This window comes from Streptomyces sp. NPDC051172 (assembly GCF_040682555.1).
Taxonomy (GTDB): Bacteria; Actinomycetota; Actinomycetes; order Streptomycetales; family Streptomycetaceae; genus Streptomyces.
This window is the reverse complement of record NZ_JBFBBE010000002.1, coordinates 202006-219215: the sequence shown is the minus strand read 5'-3', so window position 1 is coordinate 219215 and position 17210 is coordinate 202006. Positions and strand designations below refer to the sequence as shown.

General features: G+C 69.9%; 16 protein-coding genes and 3 pseudogenes. 7 read left to right on the top strand and 12 right to left on the bottom strand.

The features are described 5' to 3' along the window. Window positions 1–716: 716 nt before the first annotated feature. Window positions 717–1091 carry a hypothetical protein gene (locus AB0N07_RS02285; protein WP_365831152.1) on the top strand — a complete coding sequence of 125 codons (375 nt, stop codon included), beginning with the start codon at window positions 717–719 and terminating at the stop codon, window positions 1089–1091. On the opposite strand, the pseudogene AB0N07_RS02280 reads toward AB0N07_RS02285, so the two are convergent. From AB0N07_RS02280 to AB0N07_RS02255, 6 genes and pseudogenes are all read right to left on the bottom strand, one after another. Further along, window positions 1072–1368, bottom strand: a pseudogene (locus AB0N07_RS02280) (SCO5918 family protein); the annotation flags it as partial. The gene AB0N07_RS02285 and the pseudogene AB0N07_RS02280 sit on opposite strands and share 20 nt — an antisense overlap. A 320-nt stretch (window positions 1369–1688) precedes the next feature. Continuing rightward, on the bottom strand, window positions 1689–1892 hold the full coding sequence (locus AB0N07_RS02275; protein WP_004986771.1) for a cold-shock protein: 204 nt from the start codon (window positions 1890–1892) through the stop codon (window positions 1689–1691). Between the two features lie 493 nt (window positions 1893–2385). Next, on the bottom strand, window positions 2386–2856 hold the full coding sequence (locus tag AB0N07_RS02270; protein WP_365831150.1) for an SHOCT domain-containing protein: 471 nt from the start codon (window positions 2854–2856) through the stop codon (window positions 2386–2388). Window positions 2857–2914: 58 nt separating this feature from the next. Beyond that, window positions 2915–3793, bottom strand: a complete 879-nt coding sequence (locus AB0N07_RS02265) for a YhjD/YihY/BrkB family envelope integrity protein (RefSeq protein WP_365831148.1) — start codon at window positions 3791–3793, stop codon at window positions 2915–2917. A 496-nt stretch (window positions 3794–4289) separates the two neighbouring features. Continuing rightward, on the bottom strand, window positions 4290–4952 hold the full coding sequence (locus tag AB0N07_RS02260) for an HdeD family acid-resistance protein (protein WP_365831146.1): 663 nt from the start codon (window positions 4950–4952) through the stop codon (window positions 4290–4292). A 271-nt stretch (window positions 4953–5223) separates the two neighbouring features. Beyond that, a complete protein-coding gene (locus tag AB0N07_RS02255) occupies window positions 5224–5433 on the bottom strand; it encodes a hypothetical protein (RefSeq protein ID WP_365831144.1) in 210 nt (69 codons plus the stop codon). Between the two features lie 199 nt (window positions 5434–5632). Between AB0N07_RS02255 and AB0N07_RS02250 the strand changes: the two are divergent. The 5 genes and pseudogenes from AB0N07_RS02250 to AB0N07_RS02230 all read left to right on the top strand — a co-directional run. Beyond that, window positions 5633–6874 (top strand): annotated as a pseudogene (locus AB0N07_RS02250) (glycoside hydrolase family 15 protein); the annotation flags it as partial. 118 nt (window positions 6875–6992) lie between these two features. Continuing rightward, window positions 6993–10046 carry a Tn3 family transposase gene (locus tag AB0N07_RS02245; protein ID WP_365831142.1) on the top strand — a complete coding sequence of 1018 codons (3054 nt, stop codon included), beginning with the start codon at window positions 6993–6995 and terminating at the stop codon, window positions 10044–10046. Between the two features lie 177 nt (window positions 10047–10223). Next, on the top strand, window positions 10224–10610 hold the full coding sequence (locus AB0N07_RS02240; RefSeq protein ID WP_365831140.1) for a luciferase family protein: 387 nt from the start codon (window positions 10224–10226) through the stop codon (window positions 10608–10610). 39 nt (window positions 10611–10649) lie between these two features. Further along, window positions 10650–10868 carry a three-helix bundle dimerization domain-containing protein gene (locus AB0N07_RS02235; protein WP_365831138.1) on the top strand — a complete coding sequence of 73 codons (219 nt, stop codon included), beginning with the start codon at window positions 10650–10652 and terminating at the stop codon, window positions 10866–10868. Window positions 10869–11046: 178 nt separating this feature from the next. After that, window positions 11047–11358 (top strand): hypothetical protein, encoded by a 312-nt coding sequence (locus AB0N07_RS02230; protein ID WP_365831136.1) that lies wholly within the window; start codon window positions 11047–11049, stop codon window positions 11356–11358. A gap of 81 nt (window positions 11359–11439) precedes the next feature. Here AB0N07_RS02230 and AB0N07_RS02225 read toward each other — a convergent pair whose 3' ends face one another. The 6 genes and pseudogenes from AB0N07_RS02225 to AB0N07_RS02200 all read right to left on the bottom strand — a co-directional run bounded on the left by AB0N07_RS02225 (window position 11440) and on the right by AB0N07_RS02200 (window position 15605). Beyond that, on the bottom strand, window positions 11440–12417 hold the full coding sequence (locus tag AB0N07_RS02225; RefSeq protein ID WP_365831134.1) for a site-specific integrase: 978 nt from the start codon (window positions 12415–12417) through the stop codon (window positions 11440–11442). Window positions 12418–12626: 209 nt separating this feature from the next. Next, window positions 12627–13082, bottom strand: a pseudogene (locus tag AB0N07_RS02220) (helix-turn-helix transcriptional regulator); the annotation flags it as partial. Between the two features lie 151 nt (window positions 13083–13233). After that, window positions 13234–13761 carry a hypothetical protein gene (locus tag AB0N07_RS02215; RefSeq protein ID WP_365831132.1) on the bottom strand — a complete coding sequence of 176 codons (528 nt, stop codon included), beginning with the start codon at window positions 13759–13761 and terminating at the stop codon, window positions 13234–13236. Window positions 13762–13881: 120 nt separating this feature from the next. Beyond that, window positions 13882–14736: a class II glutamine amidotransferase gene (locus AB0N07_RS02210; protein WP_365831130.1), complete on the bottom strand. Its 855-nt coding sequence runs from the start codon at window positions 14734–14736 to the stop codon at window positions 13882–13884. A 131-nt stretch (window positions 14737–14867) separates the two neighbouring features. After that, window positions 14868–15152, bottom strand: coding sequence for an SHOCT domain-containing protein (locus tag AB0N07_RS02205; RefSeq protein ID WP_365831128.1), 285 nt, complete (start codon window positions 15150–15152; stop codon window positions 14868–14870). Window positions 15153–15182: 30 nt separating this feature from the next. Next, complete coding sequence (locus tag AB0N07_RS02200) at window positions 15183–15605, bottom strand: DUF6325 family protein (RefSeq protein WP_365831186.1); 423 nt, start codon at window positions 15603–15605, stop codon at window positions 15183–15185. A 174-nt stretch (window positions 15606–15779) separates the two neighbouring features. On the opposite strand from AB0N07_RS02200, the gene AB0N07_RS02195 reads away from it, so the two are divergent. Continuing rightward, window positions 15780–17117 carry a hypothetical protein gene (locus AB0N07_RS02195; RefSeq protein WP_365831126.1) on the top strand — a complete coding sequence of 446 codons (1338 nt, stop codon included), beginning with the start codon at window positions 15780–15782 and terminating at the stop codon, window positions 17115–17117. Window positions 17118–17210 lie beyond the last annotated feature (93 nt).

Sequence of the window (17210 nt, the reverse complement as noted above, 5' to 3'; positions counted from 1 at the left end):
GGGGTCCGGGGCCCTTGGTGGGGGGGGGTTTGTGGTGGTCGTCCAGCGGATCTTTGTGGGGGTTGCCCGATGTCATGACACCGGGGTGTGCACCGGGGGGGGGGGCCGTGGTCCGTACCCCCACCAGGGCCCCGAAGGAAATTGAACACCATCTGTCGGCCCTACTGCTGTGCCGACCTTCTGTTTCCGCTACCCGGCCCGGCAGAGGGGGGTGCGGGGGGATCGCAGCTGCTTGACCGGGGACCACCATCCATTCCGGGGTCTTGCGGTACCCGGGCCGAGGGCTACTCGGGCCGGGCGATCCTGATGGCGTCTGCTCCTCCGTTCGTCTCTGAACCAACCACTGATTGAACCGGTACTGCTGTTGGCAGCTCCTCAAGGTGCGAGCCGCCCAGTGCGGCTCTCAGTCCCGTCACCATCTGGGAACACTCTGGCTTCGAGGCTCAAGAGCCGCACTGACCTGCGTACTTCGTATTTCAGCCACCCGCCAGTTCGTGTCTGGCGGGTCTCGTCGACCGTGTCTACGAGAAGAAGCATACCCACGGCGGCGACGAAAATCTACTCCAGCGAGAGAAGGTTTCACTCTTCTGGTGGAGGAAGATCCCTGCCTTGACCGGCCCTCACCGGTGGGCGGAAGCCGCCTGCTTGCCGCGCGCGCAACCACTTCGGCCCCGCAGGGGTTTCGGGTGCGGGCGGGCCGCATAAGCTCTGCTGTCATGTCAAACCCTGATGAGCTGCTCGTCGCCATCTCCGCCGCGGTGGAGTCCGAGCGAAGCAATCAGATGTCGCTGACCGTGGTCGTCGGCGGCGCCGTCATCACCGGCCGGCTGGCTCCCGAGGCCGTGTGGAGGGAGCGGGTGGCGGAGGTCCTGAAGGACTCGGACCGTCTCGGCCCGTTCTCGGACGTCTTCGCCCGCCCTCCGGGAGGGAACCGGTCCGGTCGCGAAGAGGCGCCCACGCATCTGCACTTCCATCTCGCCCGGATCCTGCAGGGGAGCCTCGGGATCCCGGAGACGGGTGGTATGTACCGAGTCGCGATCAAGGACGTCAGCGCATGGACCGTAGGAGATCTCATCCACTTCGACCGGTGAGACGCTGCCCCGGCCGGGATCCCGAGGGCGGTTTACCGCCCCTCCTCGCACGGCCGCGGGGGTCGGCGCCGCCGACCAGCGCGGACGCGGTGTGGAGGAGAGCGGGTCCACCCTCGCCCACGGGCGCGCCCTCGGGGCGGTCGTGGCAGGTGAAGCCGGGCCGCGTCATGGCCCGGCCGACTTCTCGGGCGGTGAAGTCGGGCGGGTCCCGTCGCGTGATGACCTGACCCGCCTGCTTGACGGGGTGGCGACGGCGGCCGACGGTCACGGACTCACCACCTCCGCGCCGGCACGAGCGCGTCGGTGACCTGCTGGGCCGGCTCACGGGTGGAGACGAGAAGGTGGCCGCCACCCGGTACGTCACGGCCGGCCGAACAGTCGGGCAGTGCGAACTCGCCTGGCGCCGGCTGTCGGTTTCGGAACCTTCCTCGACACAGGCACGTGTCAAGGAATTTCCGCAGCAGATGAGTGGCGCGGAGATTCGTGAGAACGGGTCGGAAAATGACAGGGGCGAATCACCCTGGGAATAAAGCGAGCTGGGGCCCGCACCTCATGGTGCGGACCCCAGCTGCGAAAGTATGCGTCAGTGCCGGTGCGTCAGGCGGGAACGATGTTCTCGGCCGTCGGGCCCTTCTGGCCCTGCGCGATGTCGAACGACACCTTCTGGCCTTCCAGCAGCTCGCGGAAGCCCTGGGCGGCGATGTTCGAGTAGTGGGCGAAGACGTCGGCGCCGCCGCCGTCCTGCTCGATGAAGCCGAAGCCCTTTTCCGCGTTGAACCACTTCACGGTGCCAGTAGCCATGTTGTTTCTCCTTCGGAGGCGGTGTACGGGAATACGCCCTGTGCGCATTCCGTGTCGCCGTGATGATCAGCCGTCGGAAAAACCTTCTGGCAACCACACCTGCAACTGAGTTCGACAGTAGCACGGTGCGATCGGCCTCGCGCGGTCGAAAATTCCGCTCCGCCGGGTGGTCGAGGAATACTCGCCGTACCCCGCACCTATTTCTCATTTCACGGGAACAGATATTGCTCTCCGCGGGCGCGGCTTTCCTGCCGTGCGTCCCGCCCGGAGCGCTCTGACCTCCCTCGACGGGACATGCGCCGCTGCCACCGTCGTCGGCGGACGGCACCACGGCGAACGCACCCGAGACTGCCGTACTGCAACAAAGGTCACACGAGACTTCCGAGCGGTGCGCCCGTTGGGCTGCGGGCCCTTCTCCTGCCTCCTCGCGCCTGCCTGCCGTGTGTGCGTCGTGGTCATGCCGGCGCCTCGTTCCGTGCCGTCCTGCGCGTGCTCAACGTCCGTAGGTGGGGGAGGCGGTGGTGCCCGAGCCGGTGGCCGGCCCGTGGCCGGTCAGGACCAGTTCCTTCGCCCTGCTGAATTCCTCGTCCGTGATGTCGCCGCGGGCGCGGATCTCGGACAGCCTGGCGAGTTCCTCGACGCTGCTGCGTTGACCCTGGTCGGCCACGGCCGCCCTGATGTGGGCGTCGAAGGCGTCCTGCTGTGCCCGGGCCTGCGCCATCTCCCGGCGGCCCATGTTCTTGCCGCGGGCGATCACGTAGACGAGGACGCCCAGGAATGGCAGGGCGATGGTGAACACCAGCCAACCGGCTTTCGCCCACCCGTTCATGGCGTCGTCACGGAAGATGTCGACGACGACGCGGAAGAGCAGGACGAACCACATGATCCACAGGAAGAACAGGAGCATGCTCCAGAAGACGCTCAGCATGGGGTAGTCGTACGCCAGGTACGTCTGCGCGCTCATGTCACTCCTCCGTCCCGGGCGCTCGCCCGGCCGCCGTTGCGTGCTCGCTTCAGCGTGCTCACGGTCCAGGACCCGGTGCCTCACCCCTCGCGGGTGAGCGTGCGGCGGCTGCGCGGTACCACTCGGAGGAGGCGACGTACTCGCCGAGGGCAAGGCCCGAAACGGCCACCATGAACACGGCGATCAGCCAGGACAGAAACGTGAAGACGGGCCCCAGCGGGCCGAAGTTCTTCAGGCTGCGCTCCATGGCTGTGGGGACGAACAGGAGGGCGGCCCAGCTCAGCACGACCGTGCCCGTGCCCGCCAGCAGCGCTCCCGGCAGCAGGCTCCGCCAGCCGATCCTGCCGCCCAGCAACAGATGCTGGGACCACCACCACAGCAGCACCGCCGACAGCAGGGACAGCGCCCATCCGATCGCCGCGCCGCTGCCGAATCCGCTGCGCAGCGGTGCCTGGACCACGAGGACACCGAGCCAGACGACCAGCCAGAGCAGCCAACGCCAGAACAAGGCCCGAATCGGCGCTCGGGGCAGGTGCCAGCACCGCTCGCACACCGCCTGCAGCGCCCGGCTGAAAGCCGTGGCCGACCCGAGCGTGACCACCACGCCCACGGCTCCGACGGTGTCCCGTGTCGTACCGGTGGCGTGGAAGGCGCTGCGTACCTCGTCGAGAGTGCGGCCGCGCACACCCAGAACCGTCCCGAGGGAGTCGGTCAGCAGGTCCTGCACCCCTTCGGGGGCGAACGCCGCGACGGTCATCAGCAGCGGGAGCGCGGTGATGAAGGCTTGCGCGGCCAACCGCACGGAGCCCTCCACCACGTTGAGCGCCGTCAGCCGGGAAAGCAGCCGTGCCGCCGGGCCGAGCCGCAGAGCCGCGGCGACCCGCTCCGCCGTCACGCGGCTGCGGGACGCCGATGCGGAACCGGGTTTCCTGACCATGACTCACGTGGCCACCGCCGCGATGAAACCGGCCCGGGCGGCTCACCCGTGGCCTCGGGACGACGGCTGTCGGCTGGGCGCTCGAGCACGACTCGGCCCCTTTCAAGACGTGGGGTCGTGCTCCGGTGTCCCGGGAGGACTTGGCGAGGGAGCCCGTGATCGCCTCGACGTCGATCCCGAGCTCCTGTCCGGCCGGTGCGGACGCCAGTGGCGCGAAGGTCTCCACGTACCCGTCGGTGTCGTGGACCGTGTTCCGGACCCAGGCCGCGACGAGGGCAGGAGAAGGCGAGCAGCCGGGCCCCCGCGTGCCGGCGCAGCCTCCCGGACGCCGCGCGTTCCCCGGCGGTCAGGACATGAGGGTCCTTCGCGGATCCTTCCGGGTCCGGCGAAGCCGGGGCCGAGGCCGGGTTCATGAATGGTCCCCTCGTCGTGTGGTGAGCGGGTCTCGTTCCGGCCGCCTCTCGGCACCTGCAGGTCTCGCCGGCCGGCCCGGCTGTCAGATCGTCGCGGCGGGGCCGTGCGGGTCCGGGTCGCGCGCCCTTCGGAGCGCGGCCCGCCATGCGAGGGCGACCGCCGCTTCGGCCAGACCGAGCAGGACGAGCCACAGGCCGAGCAGCCGGGTCAGGGCGCGGGCCGATTCGGTCGGCAGGGCGAGCACCACGATCCCCGCGACGATGCCGAGCAGCGCGACGCCCAGGACGACGCCGCGGTGCGGCAGGTCCTTGTCGGCGATGGCCGTGTGGAGGGTGAGGATGCCGGACACCAGCCAGACGGCGCCGACGATCAAGGACAGCGCGGCGATGGTCTGCAGCGGGTTCCGCAGGCACAGCACCCCGGCCAGGAAGTACAGCACGGTCGGCAGCAGCCCTCTGAGCCGTTCGCCGCGTTCCTCCCGGCCGAAGCAGGCCACGAACCGGAACGCCCCGGTCACGAGCAGGTGCAGGCCGATGAGGACAGCCAGGACGTGCAGGGTCGCGTCCGGCCAGACCAGCACCAGGACACCCGGCACGATCGTCGCGATCGCCGAGCCCAGGATCCAGGTCCACGAGCCGCCCAGTTGCGCCAGTACGTCCGCGGCATCACTCACCGGGCGAGGGGCCGCCCCGTCGGCAGGGGGTTCAGGTCCGGCGGGCGACGCCGGATCACGCGACATGGTCATGGCTCCTCCTCGCGCGATCGGGCGGGTCGCTCCCGCACCGCCGACGGGGCGGAGCGTGGGTAACCCCTGGCTTCCTCAGCGTCCCGCGTGCCACCCGACCGTCGGGTCACCCCCGGCGGGTGATCGGGCGGCACCACCGTGGCGACGGGGCGGGACCGAAGAGTCGCGAGATGAGCGGATCTCAAGGCAGAGCGGACGGACCGACCGGACGGGCGCCACCAGACCGCGTCCGGCCCGCACGCGCACTCCGGCTGCTCTCGTGCCGGGACTGTCAGTAGGCCTGATCCTCCGGCAGTTGCCGCATCTCCAGGACGCGCAGGCCCAGCGACTGGAAGCGGGCCAGCAGTCCGTAGAGGTGCCCTTCGTCCACGACGGGGCCGAACAGGACCGTCTGGCCGGACATCACCACGTGACCCAACTCCGGGAAGGCTTTGGTCAGCGTTTCCGACATGTGTCCCTCGACGCGAATCTCGTAGCGCATGGGCAGTTCTCCCGCGGGCGGCGTGGGGCAGGCGGACGGCGCCCTTCCCTGGGATCGTCCACCTCCCTGCCTGGCCGGACCTCACCCGGTACAGGTGACCCGCCGCCCGGTGCAGGTGTGATCTCGTGTGGTATCCGGCGGCGCGGGCCGGGCCGGGCCGCGGTGGAGACGCTCGTGCCCTGCACCACGAGGAGAAACCATGGACTACCCCCCGATCGCCGATCACGGGTTGGTCGGCGACCTGCAGACCGCGGCGCTGATCGCCGCCGACGGCACCGTCGACTGGTGGTGCACCCCGAGGTTCGACTCTCCCAGCGTGTTCGCCTCCCTGCTCGACAGCGACCGCGGCGGCCACTGCAGGCTGGCCGCCGACGCCGGAGACGAGGTCACCGTCCGCCAGCTCTACATGGCCGACACCGCCATCCTGGTGACCCGCTACATGACCCCGGACGGCGTCGGCGAGGTCGCCGACTTCATGGAGCCGGACCTGTCGACGACCCCCTCCGCCTTGCACCGCTTGGTCCGGGTGGCCCGTGTGGTGCGCGGCAGCCTGCCGTTCGAGCTGATCTGCCGGCCGCGCTTCGACTACGGCCGAGCCGCGCACTCCCTGGAACGCCTCGACGACGGGTCCGTCGTCTTCCACGGCCCCGACACAGACCTGCATCTGCAGGCCACCGCCCCGGTCGACCTCCACGCGGACGGCAGCGATGTCACCGCCCGCTTCACCCTGCCCGCCGGTGAACCGGCAGCGATCGTCCTGACCAGCGAGAGCGGCGACGCCGCCGCCCGCAGCGGGCGGCCCGGCGGCCCGGCTCCCGACGTCGAGGCGATCACCGCGGCCTTCGACGCCTGCCGCGCCTTCTGGCTGACCTGGCTGCGCTCCTGCCGTTACCGCGGCCGCTGGCACGAGATGGTCGTACGCTCCGCGATCACCCTCAAACTCCTCACCTACGCCCCCACCGGCGCCCCGATCGCCGCCGCCACGATGGGCCTGCCCGAGCAGATCGGCGGCGAACGCAACTGGGACTACCGCTACACCTGGATCCGGGACGCATCGCTCTCCGTCCGTGCGCTGATCGACCTCGGTTTCACCGACGAGGCAGGCGCCTTCCGCCGCTGGCTGCGCGAACGCCTCGACGCCGGTGCGACGGCCACCGGCGAACCGCTCCAGATCATGTACCGCATCGACGGCGAACCCCACCTGAGCGAGGAGGTCCTCGACCACCTGGAGGGTTACCGCCGTTCCGCACCGGTCAGGGCCGGAAACGCGGCCGCCGACCAGATCCAGCTCGACATCTACGGTGAGGCCGCCTACGCCATCGCCCAGGCCGAGGACATCGGCGGCATCCGGGGCTGGAAGGTCCTGGCCGGCCTCCTGGACTGGCTGGCCGACCACTGGGACCGTCCCGACGAGGGCATCTGGGAGACGGGGGGCGAGGAACATCGGAACGAAAACCGGCGCTAAGCCTCCCGCGTACCTGAGAGCGCTTTGACCTGGACTTCTTCGAGGGCGGAGCCTTCAGCAGTCGTGTTGATCATTGACTGTGTGGAGGTCCGGGGTGCCGGTCGAGTTTCTGACGGATGCACAAGCCGCCGCGTACGCGGCGTACGAAGGGGCGCCGTCCCGTACGGAGTTGGAGCGGTTCTTCTTCCTGGACGACGCGGACCGGGAGCTGATCGAGGGCAAGCGGCGGTCCCACAACCGGCTGGGCTTCGCGGCCCAGCTCACGACCGCGCGCTATCTCGGGGTGTTCCTGGACGATCCGACCGACGTTCCGCCGGAGGTCGTCGACTACCTCGCCGAGCAGCTCGGCATCGCGGACACGTCGGCACTGAAGGCGTACGGGGAGCGGGAGAACACCCGGCTGGCCCATGTCCGTGAGCTGCGGAAGGTCCTGGAGTACACGGAGTTCGCCGAGGCGGAAGCCGAGTTGCGGGTGTGGGTGGATGCGCGGGCGTGGACCACCGGGGAGGGACCGAAGGCGTTGTTCGACGCGGCGGTGGGGTGGCTGCGTGAGCGGCGGGTGCTGTTGCCCGGCGTGACGACGCTGGCGCGGCTGGTGGCCTCGGTGCGGGAGGCGGCGAACCAGCGGCTGTGGGACAGCCTCTACGGGCTGCTGAGCATCGGTCAGCGGGCGGTGCTCGACTCGTTGTTGACCGTGCCGCCCGGTGCGCGGGTGTCGGAGCTGGACCGGCTGCGGCGCGGCCCGGTGCGGATCTCCGGGCCTCAGATGAAGTGGGCGCTTGAGCGGGCGGCGGAGATCGACGCGTTCGGGATGGGTGAGCTGGACGTGTCCGGGATACCGCCGCGGCGGCTGGCGGAGCTTTCTCGCTACGGCGTGGACGGCAAGGCGTCCCTGCTGCGGCGCCACGGCGACTCGCGGCGCCTGGCCACCCTGCTGGCCACCGCGGTCTACCTGACGAGCAGGGCGGTCGACGACGCGCTGGACCTGCTGGAGGTATTGATCGCGACGAGGCTGCTCGCGCGGGCGGAGCGGGAGACGGCGAAGCAGAAGCTGAAGACGCTGCCGAGGATGGAGCGGGCCGGGATCAGGCTGGCGACCGCGTTCCGGGTCGTGTTCGACACCACGAGTGAGCAGGTCGATACCGAGTCCGGGGAGATCAGTCCGCCGGAGGTGGCGACGCTGACGGCGATGTGGGAGCGGATCGAGGAGGTGGTGCCGCGCGAGGAGCTGGCCGCCGCGATCGCCGCGTTGTTCGAGCTGGCGCCGCCGATCGACTCGGACGCGGACGAGGCATGGCGGTCGATGCTGGTCACCCGGTTCCCCACCGTAAGGCCGTTCCTGGCTCTCCTTGTCCAGGTCGTCGACTTCGGCGCCACCCCGGAGGGCCTGCCGGTCCTCAAGGCCCTGAAGTCGCTGCCCGACCTGATGGGGCGCAAGAAGGTGAGCCCAGATGAGATCGACACGTCGCTGCTGACCGGCTCGTGGCGGCGGCTGGTCCTGTCCGCGCCGCACATGGAGCCGGGCACGGTGGACTGGAAGGCGTACGTGTTCTGCGTGCTGGAGTCCTTCCACCGGCTGCTGCGCCGGCGGGAGGTGTTCGCGAAGAACTCCTCGAAGTGGGGCGACCCGCGGGCGAAGCTGCTGGACGGCGAGGCATGGGAGCAGGTCCGCCCGACTGTGCTGGCTTCCCTGAACCTGCCCGGCGAGGCGGGTGAGCACCTGGCGGCGCGGGCCGCGCTGCTGGACGGCACGTACCGGGAGGTCGCCGGGCGGGTGCCGGCGAACTCGCAGATCGTGTTCGACGACGGCCGCCTGCATTTCGCCGCCCTTCAGCCGGAGCCCGAACCCGCTTCCCTGAGCGACCTGCGGAAGGCGGTGGAGGCGATGATGCCCCGCGTCGACCTGCCGGAGGTGCTGCTGGAGGTGTTCTCGTGGACCGGCGCCGACCAGGCGTTCACCTCGATCACCGGCGGTGAGGCGCGGCTCAAGGACCTGCACGTGACGGTCGCCGCGCTGCTGGTCGCGCACGGCTGCAATGTCGGCTACACGCCGGTCATCGGCGGGATCGACGAGCTGAAGTACGGCAGGTTGTCGCACGTCGACCAGACGTATCTGCGGCTGGCCACCTACCGGGCCGCGAACGCCACTCTCATCGAGCACCAGGCGTCCATCGGCCTCGCGCAGGTGTGGGGCGGCGGGCTGGTCGCCTCCGTGGACGGCATGCGGTTCGTCGTCCCCGTCCCCTCGGTCTACGCCCGGCCGAACCCCAAGTACTTCGGGCGCCGGGGCGGCGCGACGTGGCTGAACATGATCAACGACCAGGCGGCGGGGCTCGGCGGGAAGGTGGTGGCCGGCACCCCGCGCGACTCCCTGTACGTGCTCGATGTCCTCTACGACCGGGACGGCGGCAAGCGCCCGGAGACGATCGTCACGGACACCGCCTCGTACAGCGACATCGTCTTTGGACTCCTCACCCTGGCCGGGTTCGCATACGCGCCGCAGCTCGCCGACCTGCCGGACCAGAAGATGTGGCGCATCGACCGCACCGCCGACTACGGCGCCTTCCAGGAAGCCGCCCGCGGCCGGGTCGACCTCGCCCGCATCGAGCGCCAGTGGGAGGACATCCTGCGGATCATCGGCTCCATCCACACCGGCGCCGTGCGCGCGTACGACGTGATCCGGATGCTGTCGCGGGACGGGCGGCCGACCCCGCTGGGGGACGCGATCGCACACTACGGGCGGATCGCCAAGTCCCTGCACATCCTGCGTCTGGCCGACGAGCCCGGCTACCGCCGCCAGATCAAGGCTCAGGCCAACCTCCAGGAGGGCCGCCACGCCCTCGCCCGGAAGATCTTCCACGGCCGCTCCGGGCAGCTCTACCAGCGCTACCAGGACGGCATGGAGGACCAGCTCGGCGCGCTGGGCCTGGTCCTCAACGCCGTCGTCCTGTTCAACACCCGGTACATGGACGCCGCAGTCAGCCAGCTGCGAGCGGACGGGTTCGACGTCCGCGACGAGGACGTCGCCCGCCTCTCGCCGTTCGTGCGGCAGCACATCAACATGCTGGGCCGGTATTCGTTCAAGCTGCCCGAGCTGCCCGGCGGGATGCGCCCGCTGCGCGACCCGGACGCCACCGACGAGGAATGACCGGCCCTGGCCTGCGCCGCCGGGTGGGAGGACCCGCAATCTCCAGAAGCGGGACGGGTGATGGCTGCCCAGGTGATGAGGGTTCCGCTCATCCCGGGCCGTCCTCCCGCAGCTACGGCTCGGTTACAGCTTTCCGACGCCTTGGTGGCGTGGTAGCGAGCGGGTCATGATGGCGGCATGACGTTGGCCGTGCGAGCCATGACTCAGCTGGCTGGGTGGCCGGACCTTACCGAGGCTCCGGCGAGCTGTGGTGCGGGGCGTGCGCTGCGCTCCGCCCGGGGGGAGATCGTCCACTTCCATTCGGACCGGGAGGTCGACCTGCACCTCACCGCGTCGGCGATCCGGCGATTCACGGCCGAGTTTCTGGGCTCGCCCGCGATCCGGATGGTTCAAGGATCGCCCTGGGTGACCATACGTCTTGCCGGGAATGCGGACGTCGATCTGCTGATGACCCTGGTGAGCCTTGCGCTGAAGGCTCACCAGACGTGGCCGGTTCCGGGCGACGCCCTACAACCCCCATGTAATGATCACTTCCGTGCGGCTGTGCCGCGCGAGGATTCCTAGCCGAGGCTGACGGCCGCACCGCCCGAAACAGGTGACGTCATGGCGATCGACCCACGTGAACACGAGGCCGTCCGGGCGGTCACTGAGCGGCTCAAGAACTCCTACGGCGCGAAACGCTCCCCAGGCGAGGTTGAAGCGGCCGTGGCCAAGGCCCACGCAGCGTTCAGCGACCGACCGGTGCGGGACTTCGTCCCGGTCCTCGTCGAACGCAAGGCCCGCCGTCTTCTGGACGAATCCTCCCCCGGCACCACCCCGTGATCGGTGCCATGGCCGGCGGCAGAATGAGGCCGCCGGATCCGCGAGCAGCACGCGACACACCGGGCTGAGCCTTCCGCCGGTCGGCCTCACCGCATCGCCGAAGGGAGCGGTGTGCCGCAGGCTGGTGCACGGGGCCCTGGCAAGCGGTGCGACGAAGTCGCGGCGGAAGGCGGAAGGCGTGGACGCCCCTCCGACTGAGAACTGGATGCTCGGCTGGGCGCTTCGAGCCCGCCAGGTCGCTCACGGAGCGGTGATGGCCGGGCTCCTGGTGGACCTCGCCGCCGATCACCGCCAGGTCCACCTCGCCCACACCGTCCGCTTTCCGATCGACCCCGCCGCTCGCGCCCTCAGAGTCCAGCCTGCCGCCGTCCGCCTCGCCCTGCACCAGCTTGCCAAGGCCAGACTGGTCCACTTCCAGACCGAAGACCATCCCGACGACGGACCGCACGTCACCGTCACCCTGCTGCACCCGCCACCACCCCTGGCCTGACCCCGGCTGACCGCCCGCGCAACGACCCACCCGCCGACGCCCAAGGTTCAGGAACAGGCCGTCGGTTTTGGGGCACCCGACTCAGCGCGTGCTGTCGCCGGGCGCGAGCAGACTGGTGACCTCGGCAATCGCCTCCGCCGACGGGTGGAAGTAGCGGCGCACGTTCTCCGGCTTCTTATGACGTGACTTCGCCATGAGCATCGGCAGGCTGGCTCCGGCCTCGCCGAGGTGGGTGAGACCGGAGTGCCGGTATTCGTGCAGGTCCCAGCCCGTGCCCAGCACCCCGCCAACCGCCGTGTGCGCGTCGAGCAGGGCGCGGGCCTGCCCGTACGACAGCCGGACCAGCCCGGTATCCGGGCAGACGTCGCGCGGTGCAAGGACCTTCCCCGGCCCCGGGCGGCGGTGCGTGACGAACACGGGGCCGCGTGTACGGCCCTTGAGCAGCCGGGGCAGCAGGCGGGCAGTGCCGGCGTCCCAGTACACGGTGTCCAGCACGAAGTCCTCGCGCGGGGCGCCCCGGCGCCGGGTACGCGGCTGGGCGCCCTTGGCTTTCACCGGGGCCCGGCGGCCGGCCAGGTCCAGCTCCTCGATGTTGACGCCGAGGATCTCCTCCGCCCGCGCGACGGTCTCGTACAGCATCCGCCACAGCGTCTTCTCCCGCAGGTGGACGTCACGGCGGGCGATCAGCCGGTCGACAGCCATCTTCGAGCGGGCCGGGGTCTCCGAGTCCGGCGGCGGCATCCGCTTCACCCAGGCCGGCACCGCCGGGGCGTCGTATCCACGCTCGGCACACCAGCCCAGCCACGACAGCACCGACGCCCGGCGGGCGTTCCAGGTGTTGACCGCCGCTTCGCCCCACAGCTGTTCGAGGACTCCGCCGATCTCGTCGTCAGCGACGGTGGCAAGCGGGCGGGCCTCGCCGAGCCGTTCGGCGGTCTTGCCGACCGCGATGCCGTATGACCGGAGGGTGTTGCCGTTGCCGAGCGAGTCGAGGAAGACGTCGGCCGCCGTGCGGACGGTCAACGCCTTCCCGATAGGCATCTGCACGACCACGGGCACTGGCCCCTCCCTTGCCGCAGATAACAGGGTCGCCTCGCGCACAGCCCCGCGGACGTCGCCGCAGGCCGTGATCAGCGATGCCACAGATAATAGGGCGTTATCTGCGGAAGACTTTCAGACGGGTCCGGCCGCCGATGATCCGTCAGCCGCCCACCAGGGCCGATCAAGGCTTAGCGCCGGTTTTCGTTCCGATGTTCCTCGACCCCCTACTCGTCGAGCACGACGACCACGGGCTGGTCGCGTTCGTTCAGTTCGGCGGCGAGCGTCGCCAGCAGCTTGTGGTCCACCATGGCCGCCTGCGTCGGAAGCCCGACGGCACCGGAGGCCGGCACACCGCACGCGCGCAGAGCCTGGAGGACGTACGCCCAGAACATACCGGGACGCCCGTCCTCCTCCTCGGCGGTGAGCCAGGCGACCGGCTGCCGCAGCCCGGCGGCCCAGTCGGCGGTCAGCAGGGTCTTTCCGGTGCCGGCCGCTCCGTTGACCAGGGTCAAAGGCGTCTGGAGAGCCTGGTCCAGGTGCCGGACGAGCCGCCGCCGCCGCAGGTAGGTCGCCGGCCTCGACGGCAGCGCGATCCGGGTGCGGAGAAACGGGTCCCCCAGAGGATCGACCCACAGATCAGTGGGATCGGCCGGTCCTCGAGCACGGTCGTCGCCATCCGCCACGGCGCTCACCACCCTGTCCGTCGAAGTCGGGTCATGGGCAGCGCTCTTTCCTCCAGCATCCCAGTGTTCCTGCTCCCGCGCGCGGGAGCAGGGCCGACGGTTCGCCGGGGTCACGAGAACGGTCCGGTCCGGATCAGTGCTCCAGAGCGGATCAGTGCTTCAGAACGATCTTGAAGGAAATGATCAGCAGGCCGAGCAGCAGGTTGACCGATGCCGTGGCGGCCACAAGCCGCCGCGAAGCACCGGCGCGCCGTGCTGCGGCCACGGACCAGCCCACCTGGCCCGCCACGGCGACGCAGAGCGCCAGCCAGAGGGTGCCGCGCACATCCAGGCTCAGGAGCGGGCTGACGGCCACCGCGGCCGCCGGCGGGACGGCGGCTTTGACGATCGGCCACTCGTCGCGGCAAACGTCCAGCACCACCCGGCGGCCCAGCGTCTGCTGCGCCAGGCGCGCTCCGAACAGGTGGGCATGCACATGCGCGATCCAGAACGCCACGCCGGTGAGCAACAGCAGCAGCACCAGCTCGGTGCGGGGGAACGAGCCCAGGGAGCCGGCGCCCACCACCACGGAGGCCGCGAGCATGGATCCGTAGACTCCGCCCGTGTAGTCCGCGTGGGTCCGGTGCTCGGCCCGGCGCGCACTGCGGGACGTGGTCGGGCCGGTCCTGGTTCTGGACACCGGCGACTCCCTCCGGTGGAGCCGGCCGGAGCGCCGCCGGCGAACGCTCCACCGCTCCTCTGATCGCATGCGAAGTACGCGCCATGCTCCTCACCCGGCCGCGGGGCAGCGGTGTGCCGGTCAGCTCCGGGCCGCTCCGCCTCGGAGGTCGGGCCGGAAGGTGCCGGTCACGTCATTGCCCGACTGGATGACGCAGTAGCTGTTCTCCGGTACCTCGTTCCAGGCGCCGGGGAGGTCGCCCAGCGGTTCGGACACGACGAGGCGCGTCTCGTCGGAGATGTTCCGGAGGAACTCCGCGTCCGGGTGGAGTGCGCGCAGGGTGTCCACCTTGGTACTGAAGTACAACGACCGTGAGCGCCCTTCGCTGGAGTGGCGGAAGGCCCATACGCGCTCGCCGTCGGCCACCGCGACGGTCATCTGGAGCGGGTGCCGGACGTCGTGCGCGTGCCCCGTTCTCTCGACGAGGCCCGCCATGCGTGCCACGGCTCCGGGCGGATCCTCCGTCAGGCCGAAGGTCAGGGCGAGGAAGAACATGAGCTCGGAGTCGGTGGACCCCTCGATGCCGGGGTACAGCGACGGATCGACCGCCAGGGCGAGGTCACGCCGGAGGAGGCGGAATCCGCTGATCATCCCGTTGTGCATCCACATCCAGCGACCGTTCCGGAAGGGGTGGCAGTTGGACTGCTGCACGGCTGTCCCGGTGGCCGCCCTGATATGGGCGAAGAAGAGATCCGAGCGAACGTGCCGGGCGACCTCTTGCAGATTGCGGTTGTTCCAGGCCGGCCCGACGTCCCGCACGATCGCCGGGGTGTCGGCCGTGTCCTTGGCGTACCAGCCGATACCGAAGCCGTCGCCGTTGGTCGTCTCCACCCCCATACGGGAGTGCAGACTCTGGTCGATCAAAGAGTGGCCCGGATCCAACAGAACCTGACTGAGAAGGACGGGGGTGCCCGAGTAGGCGATCCAGCGGCACATCTGGGATCCCTCCGCTCCTGGCTGAGGCACCGGCCGTGTCCGGCTCAAGCAGGTGTCGCGCCCGCCCGCACCCGGCCCGCAAGTCTTCCCTCGGTCGAGGACCCGGATCCACAGCCGCACTGCGGAGCAGGTCAGGAGCCCAGGAGCCGGCGCTTCTGGTCCTCGAACTCCGCTTCAGTGAGAATGCCCTGGGCCTTGAGGTCGCCCAGCTGCTTCAGCTGTTCGATCTTGCTGGTCATGTCGGCGGCCGGCGGAGCGTACCGCTCGGCAGGAGGTGCCGGCTGCGGTGCGGGCGCCTGGTACTCCTGCTGGGCCGCCCATCGACCCTGCTGCCGGCGGGACACACGGTTCGACACGGCGGTCGCAGTTCCGGCGACGACGGCCGTGCGGGCGACCCCTCGGAGGAGTCCCGGCATGGCGATCTCCCTTCTCGCTTCCCTTGCTCCTCAGGGCGCGGTCTCGGTCGCGTCGAGTGCGGCCAGAACGGCCGGCGCGGGAATTCTTCCCGATGCGACCAACTCGGCACCGCCGCGATGCAGGGCGGCGGCGAACGGGGCGGCCCAGACGTTCTCGTAGATCAGGACGCCGGCGGAGTTGCCGGGTTCCAGGGCGGCGGCTGCCTCTTCGAGGTCGTCCTGGCCGAGCAGCCCGGAGGACGCTCCTTCGAAGACGGCCAGGTCGAGTCTGCCGTCGCCGGTGAGATCTCCGATCTCCAGGCCGGTCACGGATCCGTCGGTCTCCTTCCGGATGAACGTCAGGTCGAGGATCCGGATGAGGCCGCGGTCCACCAGATCGACCAGGAGGGGGAGGCCCTCGCCGGTCATCCGGTTGCCGGGGAACTCGACGACCAGATAGTCGATCGGTCCCATCTCGCCGGATGTGTCGACTTCATCGAATGCGTCGCTCACGGCGTCACCTCTGAGCTACTGGCTGTCCCCCATGCCATTGCATCACCGGACCGCGCCGGTCGCACGTCGTGCGCGGTTCACCCATCGGGCTCACCCCGGTCGCGCCTACGGCATCGCATGGATCTTCTGGTGTCCATGACCCACACAGGTGACGAGCCGCTCTCGAACCCGGAGCGCAGCGAACTGGATGAACTGCGGCACCGCGTGGGTGCCCTCGAGAGTGCCGCCCGCCCGCAGGCGGCCCGTCATCACCGGTTCCGGTCCACGGGCTCCGTCCTGCTGATTCTCTTCGCGGCCCTGCTGTCGCTGCTGTCCGTCGTCGCGGTCTGGGCGAACAGCATCGTGCGGGACACGGACCGCTACGTCGCCACGGTGGGGCCGCTGGCAACCCAACCGGATGTGCAGCAGGCGGTCACCCGGCGGGTCACCGATGCGGTGCTGGCGCAGATCGACGTGGACGCGCTGGTCAAGCAGCTGCAGAACACCGTGTCGGAGAAGGGCGTCCCACCGAAGGCAGCCCAGTTGGTCGGCAATCTGCAGGGGCCGATCAAGAACGGTCTGAAGCAGCTGGTCAGCGGCACCGTGGAGCGGGTCGTGACCAGCAAGGCCTTCGAGACGGTCTGGGTGGAAGGCAACCGCAGAGTGCACTCGGCCTTCGTCAAGGCACTGACGGGCAGAGCCGATGGCGCGGTCTCGCTCGAGAACAACCAGGTGGCCATCGACGTGGCACCGATCGTGGCCCAGGTCAAGGAGCGGTTGGTCAGCGCCGGCCTGGGCGTGGCCGCGAAGATCCCGGAGGTCCACACGAACTTCGTGGTGTTCGAGTCGAAGGACATCGGCAAGATCAGGACCTACCTGAGGGTGCTGCAGATCATGGGCAGCTGGCTGCCCGTCATCGCCCTGCTGGTCGCCGCCGCGGGGGTCTACACCGCCTTCAACCGCCGACACGGGCTGATCGGGGCCGCGTTGGCGGTGTTCGCGGCCATGCTGGTCCTCGGGATCATGCTCACCGTCTTCCGTGACGTGTACCTCAACCATCTGCCCCCCGGTGCCTCCCAGGCCGCCGCCGGAGCGGTGTACGACGCGCTGATCAAGTTCCTGCGCGCCGGTGTACGGGCGCTCGGTGCCGCAGCACTCGTCACCGCCGTCGGCGCTTTCCTCTGCGGCCCGTCCCGGATCGCCGTCCTCGCCCGCACGGGCTGCCGCAGGAGCATCGGCGCCGTGCGTGACGTGGCGGTCTCCGGAGGGCTTCGACTGGGGGCGGTCGGGCGGTTCGTGCACCGCTTCAAGCGGTGGATCGGGGTCGCGATCGTGGTGGTCGCCGCGATCGTCCTGTTCACCTGGAGTTACCCGACCACGATGGTCGTGGTGTGGACCGCGGTCATCGTGCTGGTGGGCTTCGCGATCCGTGAATTCCTGGACACCGGACCCGCACCGGACACCACCGACTCCCGGGCCACCGCCGCTCCCTGACGGTACCGCCAGGAAGGGTTCAGAAGGCCGTCCACGGAAGACGAGAGCCCGTCCCGGACCCACACCATCGCCTTCGAGACGGGATGCGGACTC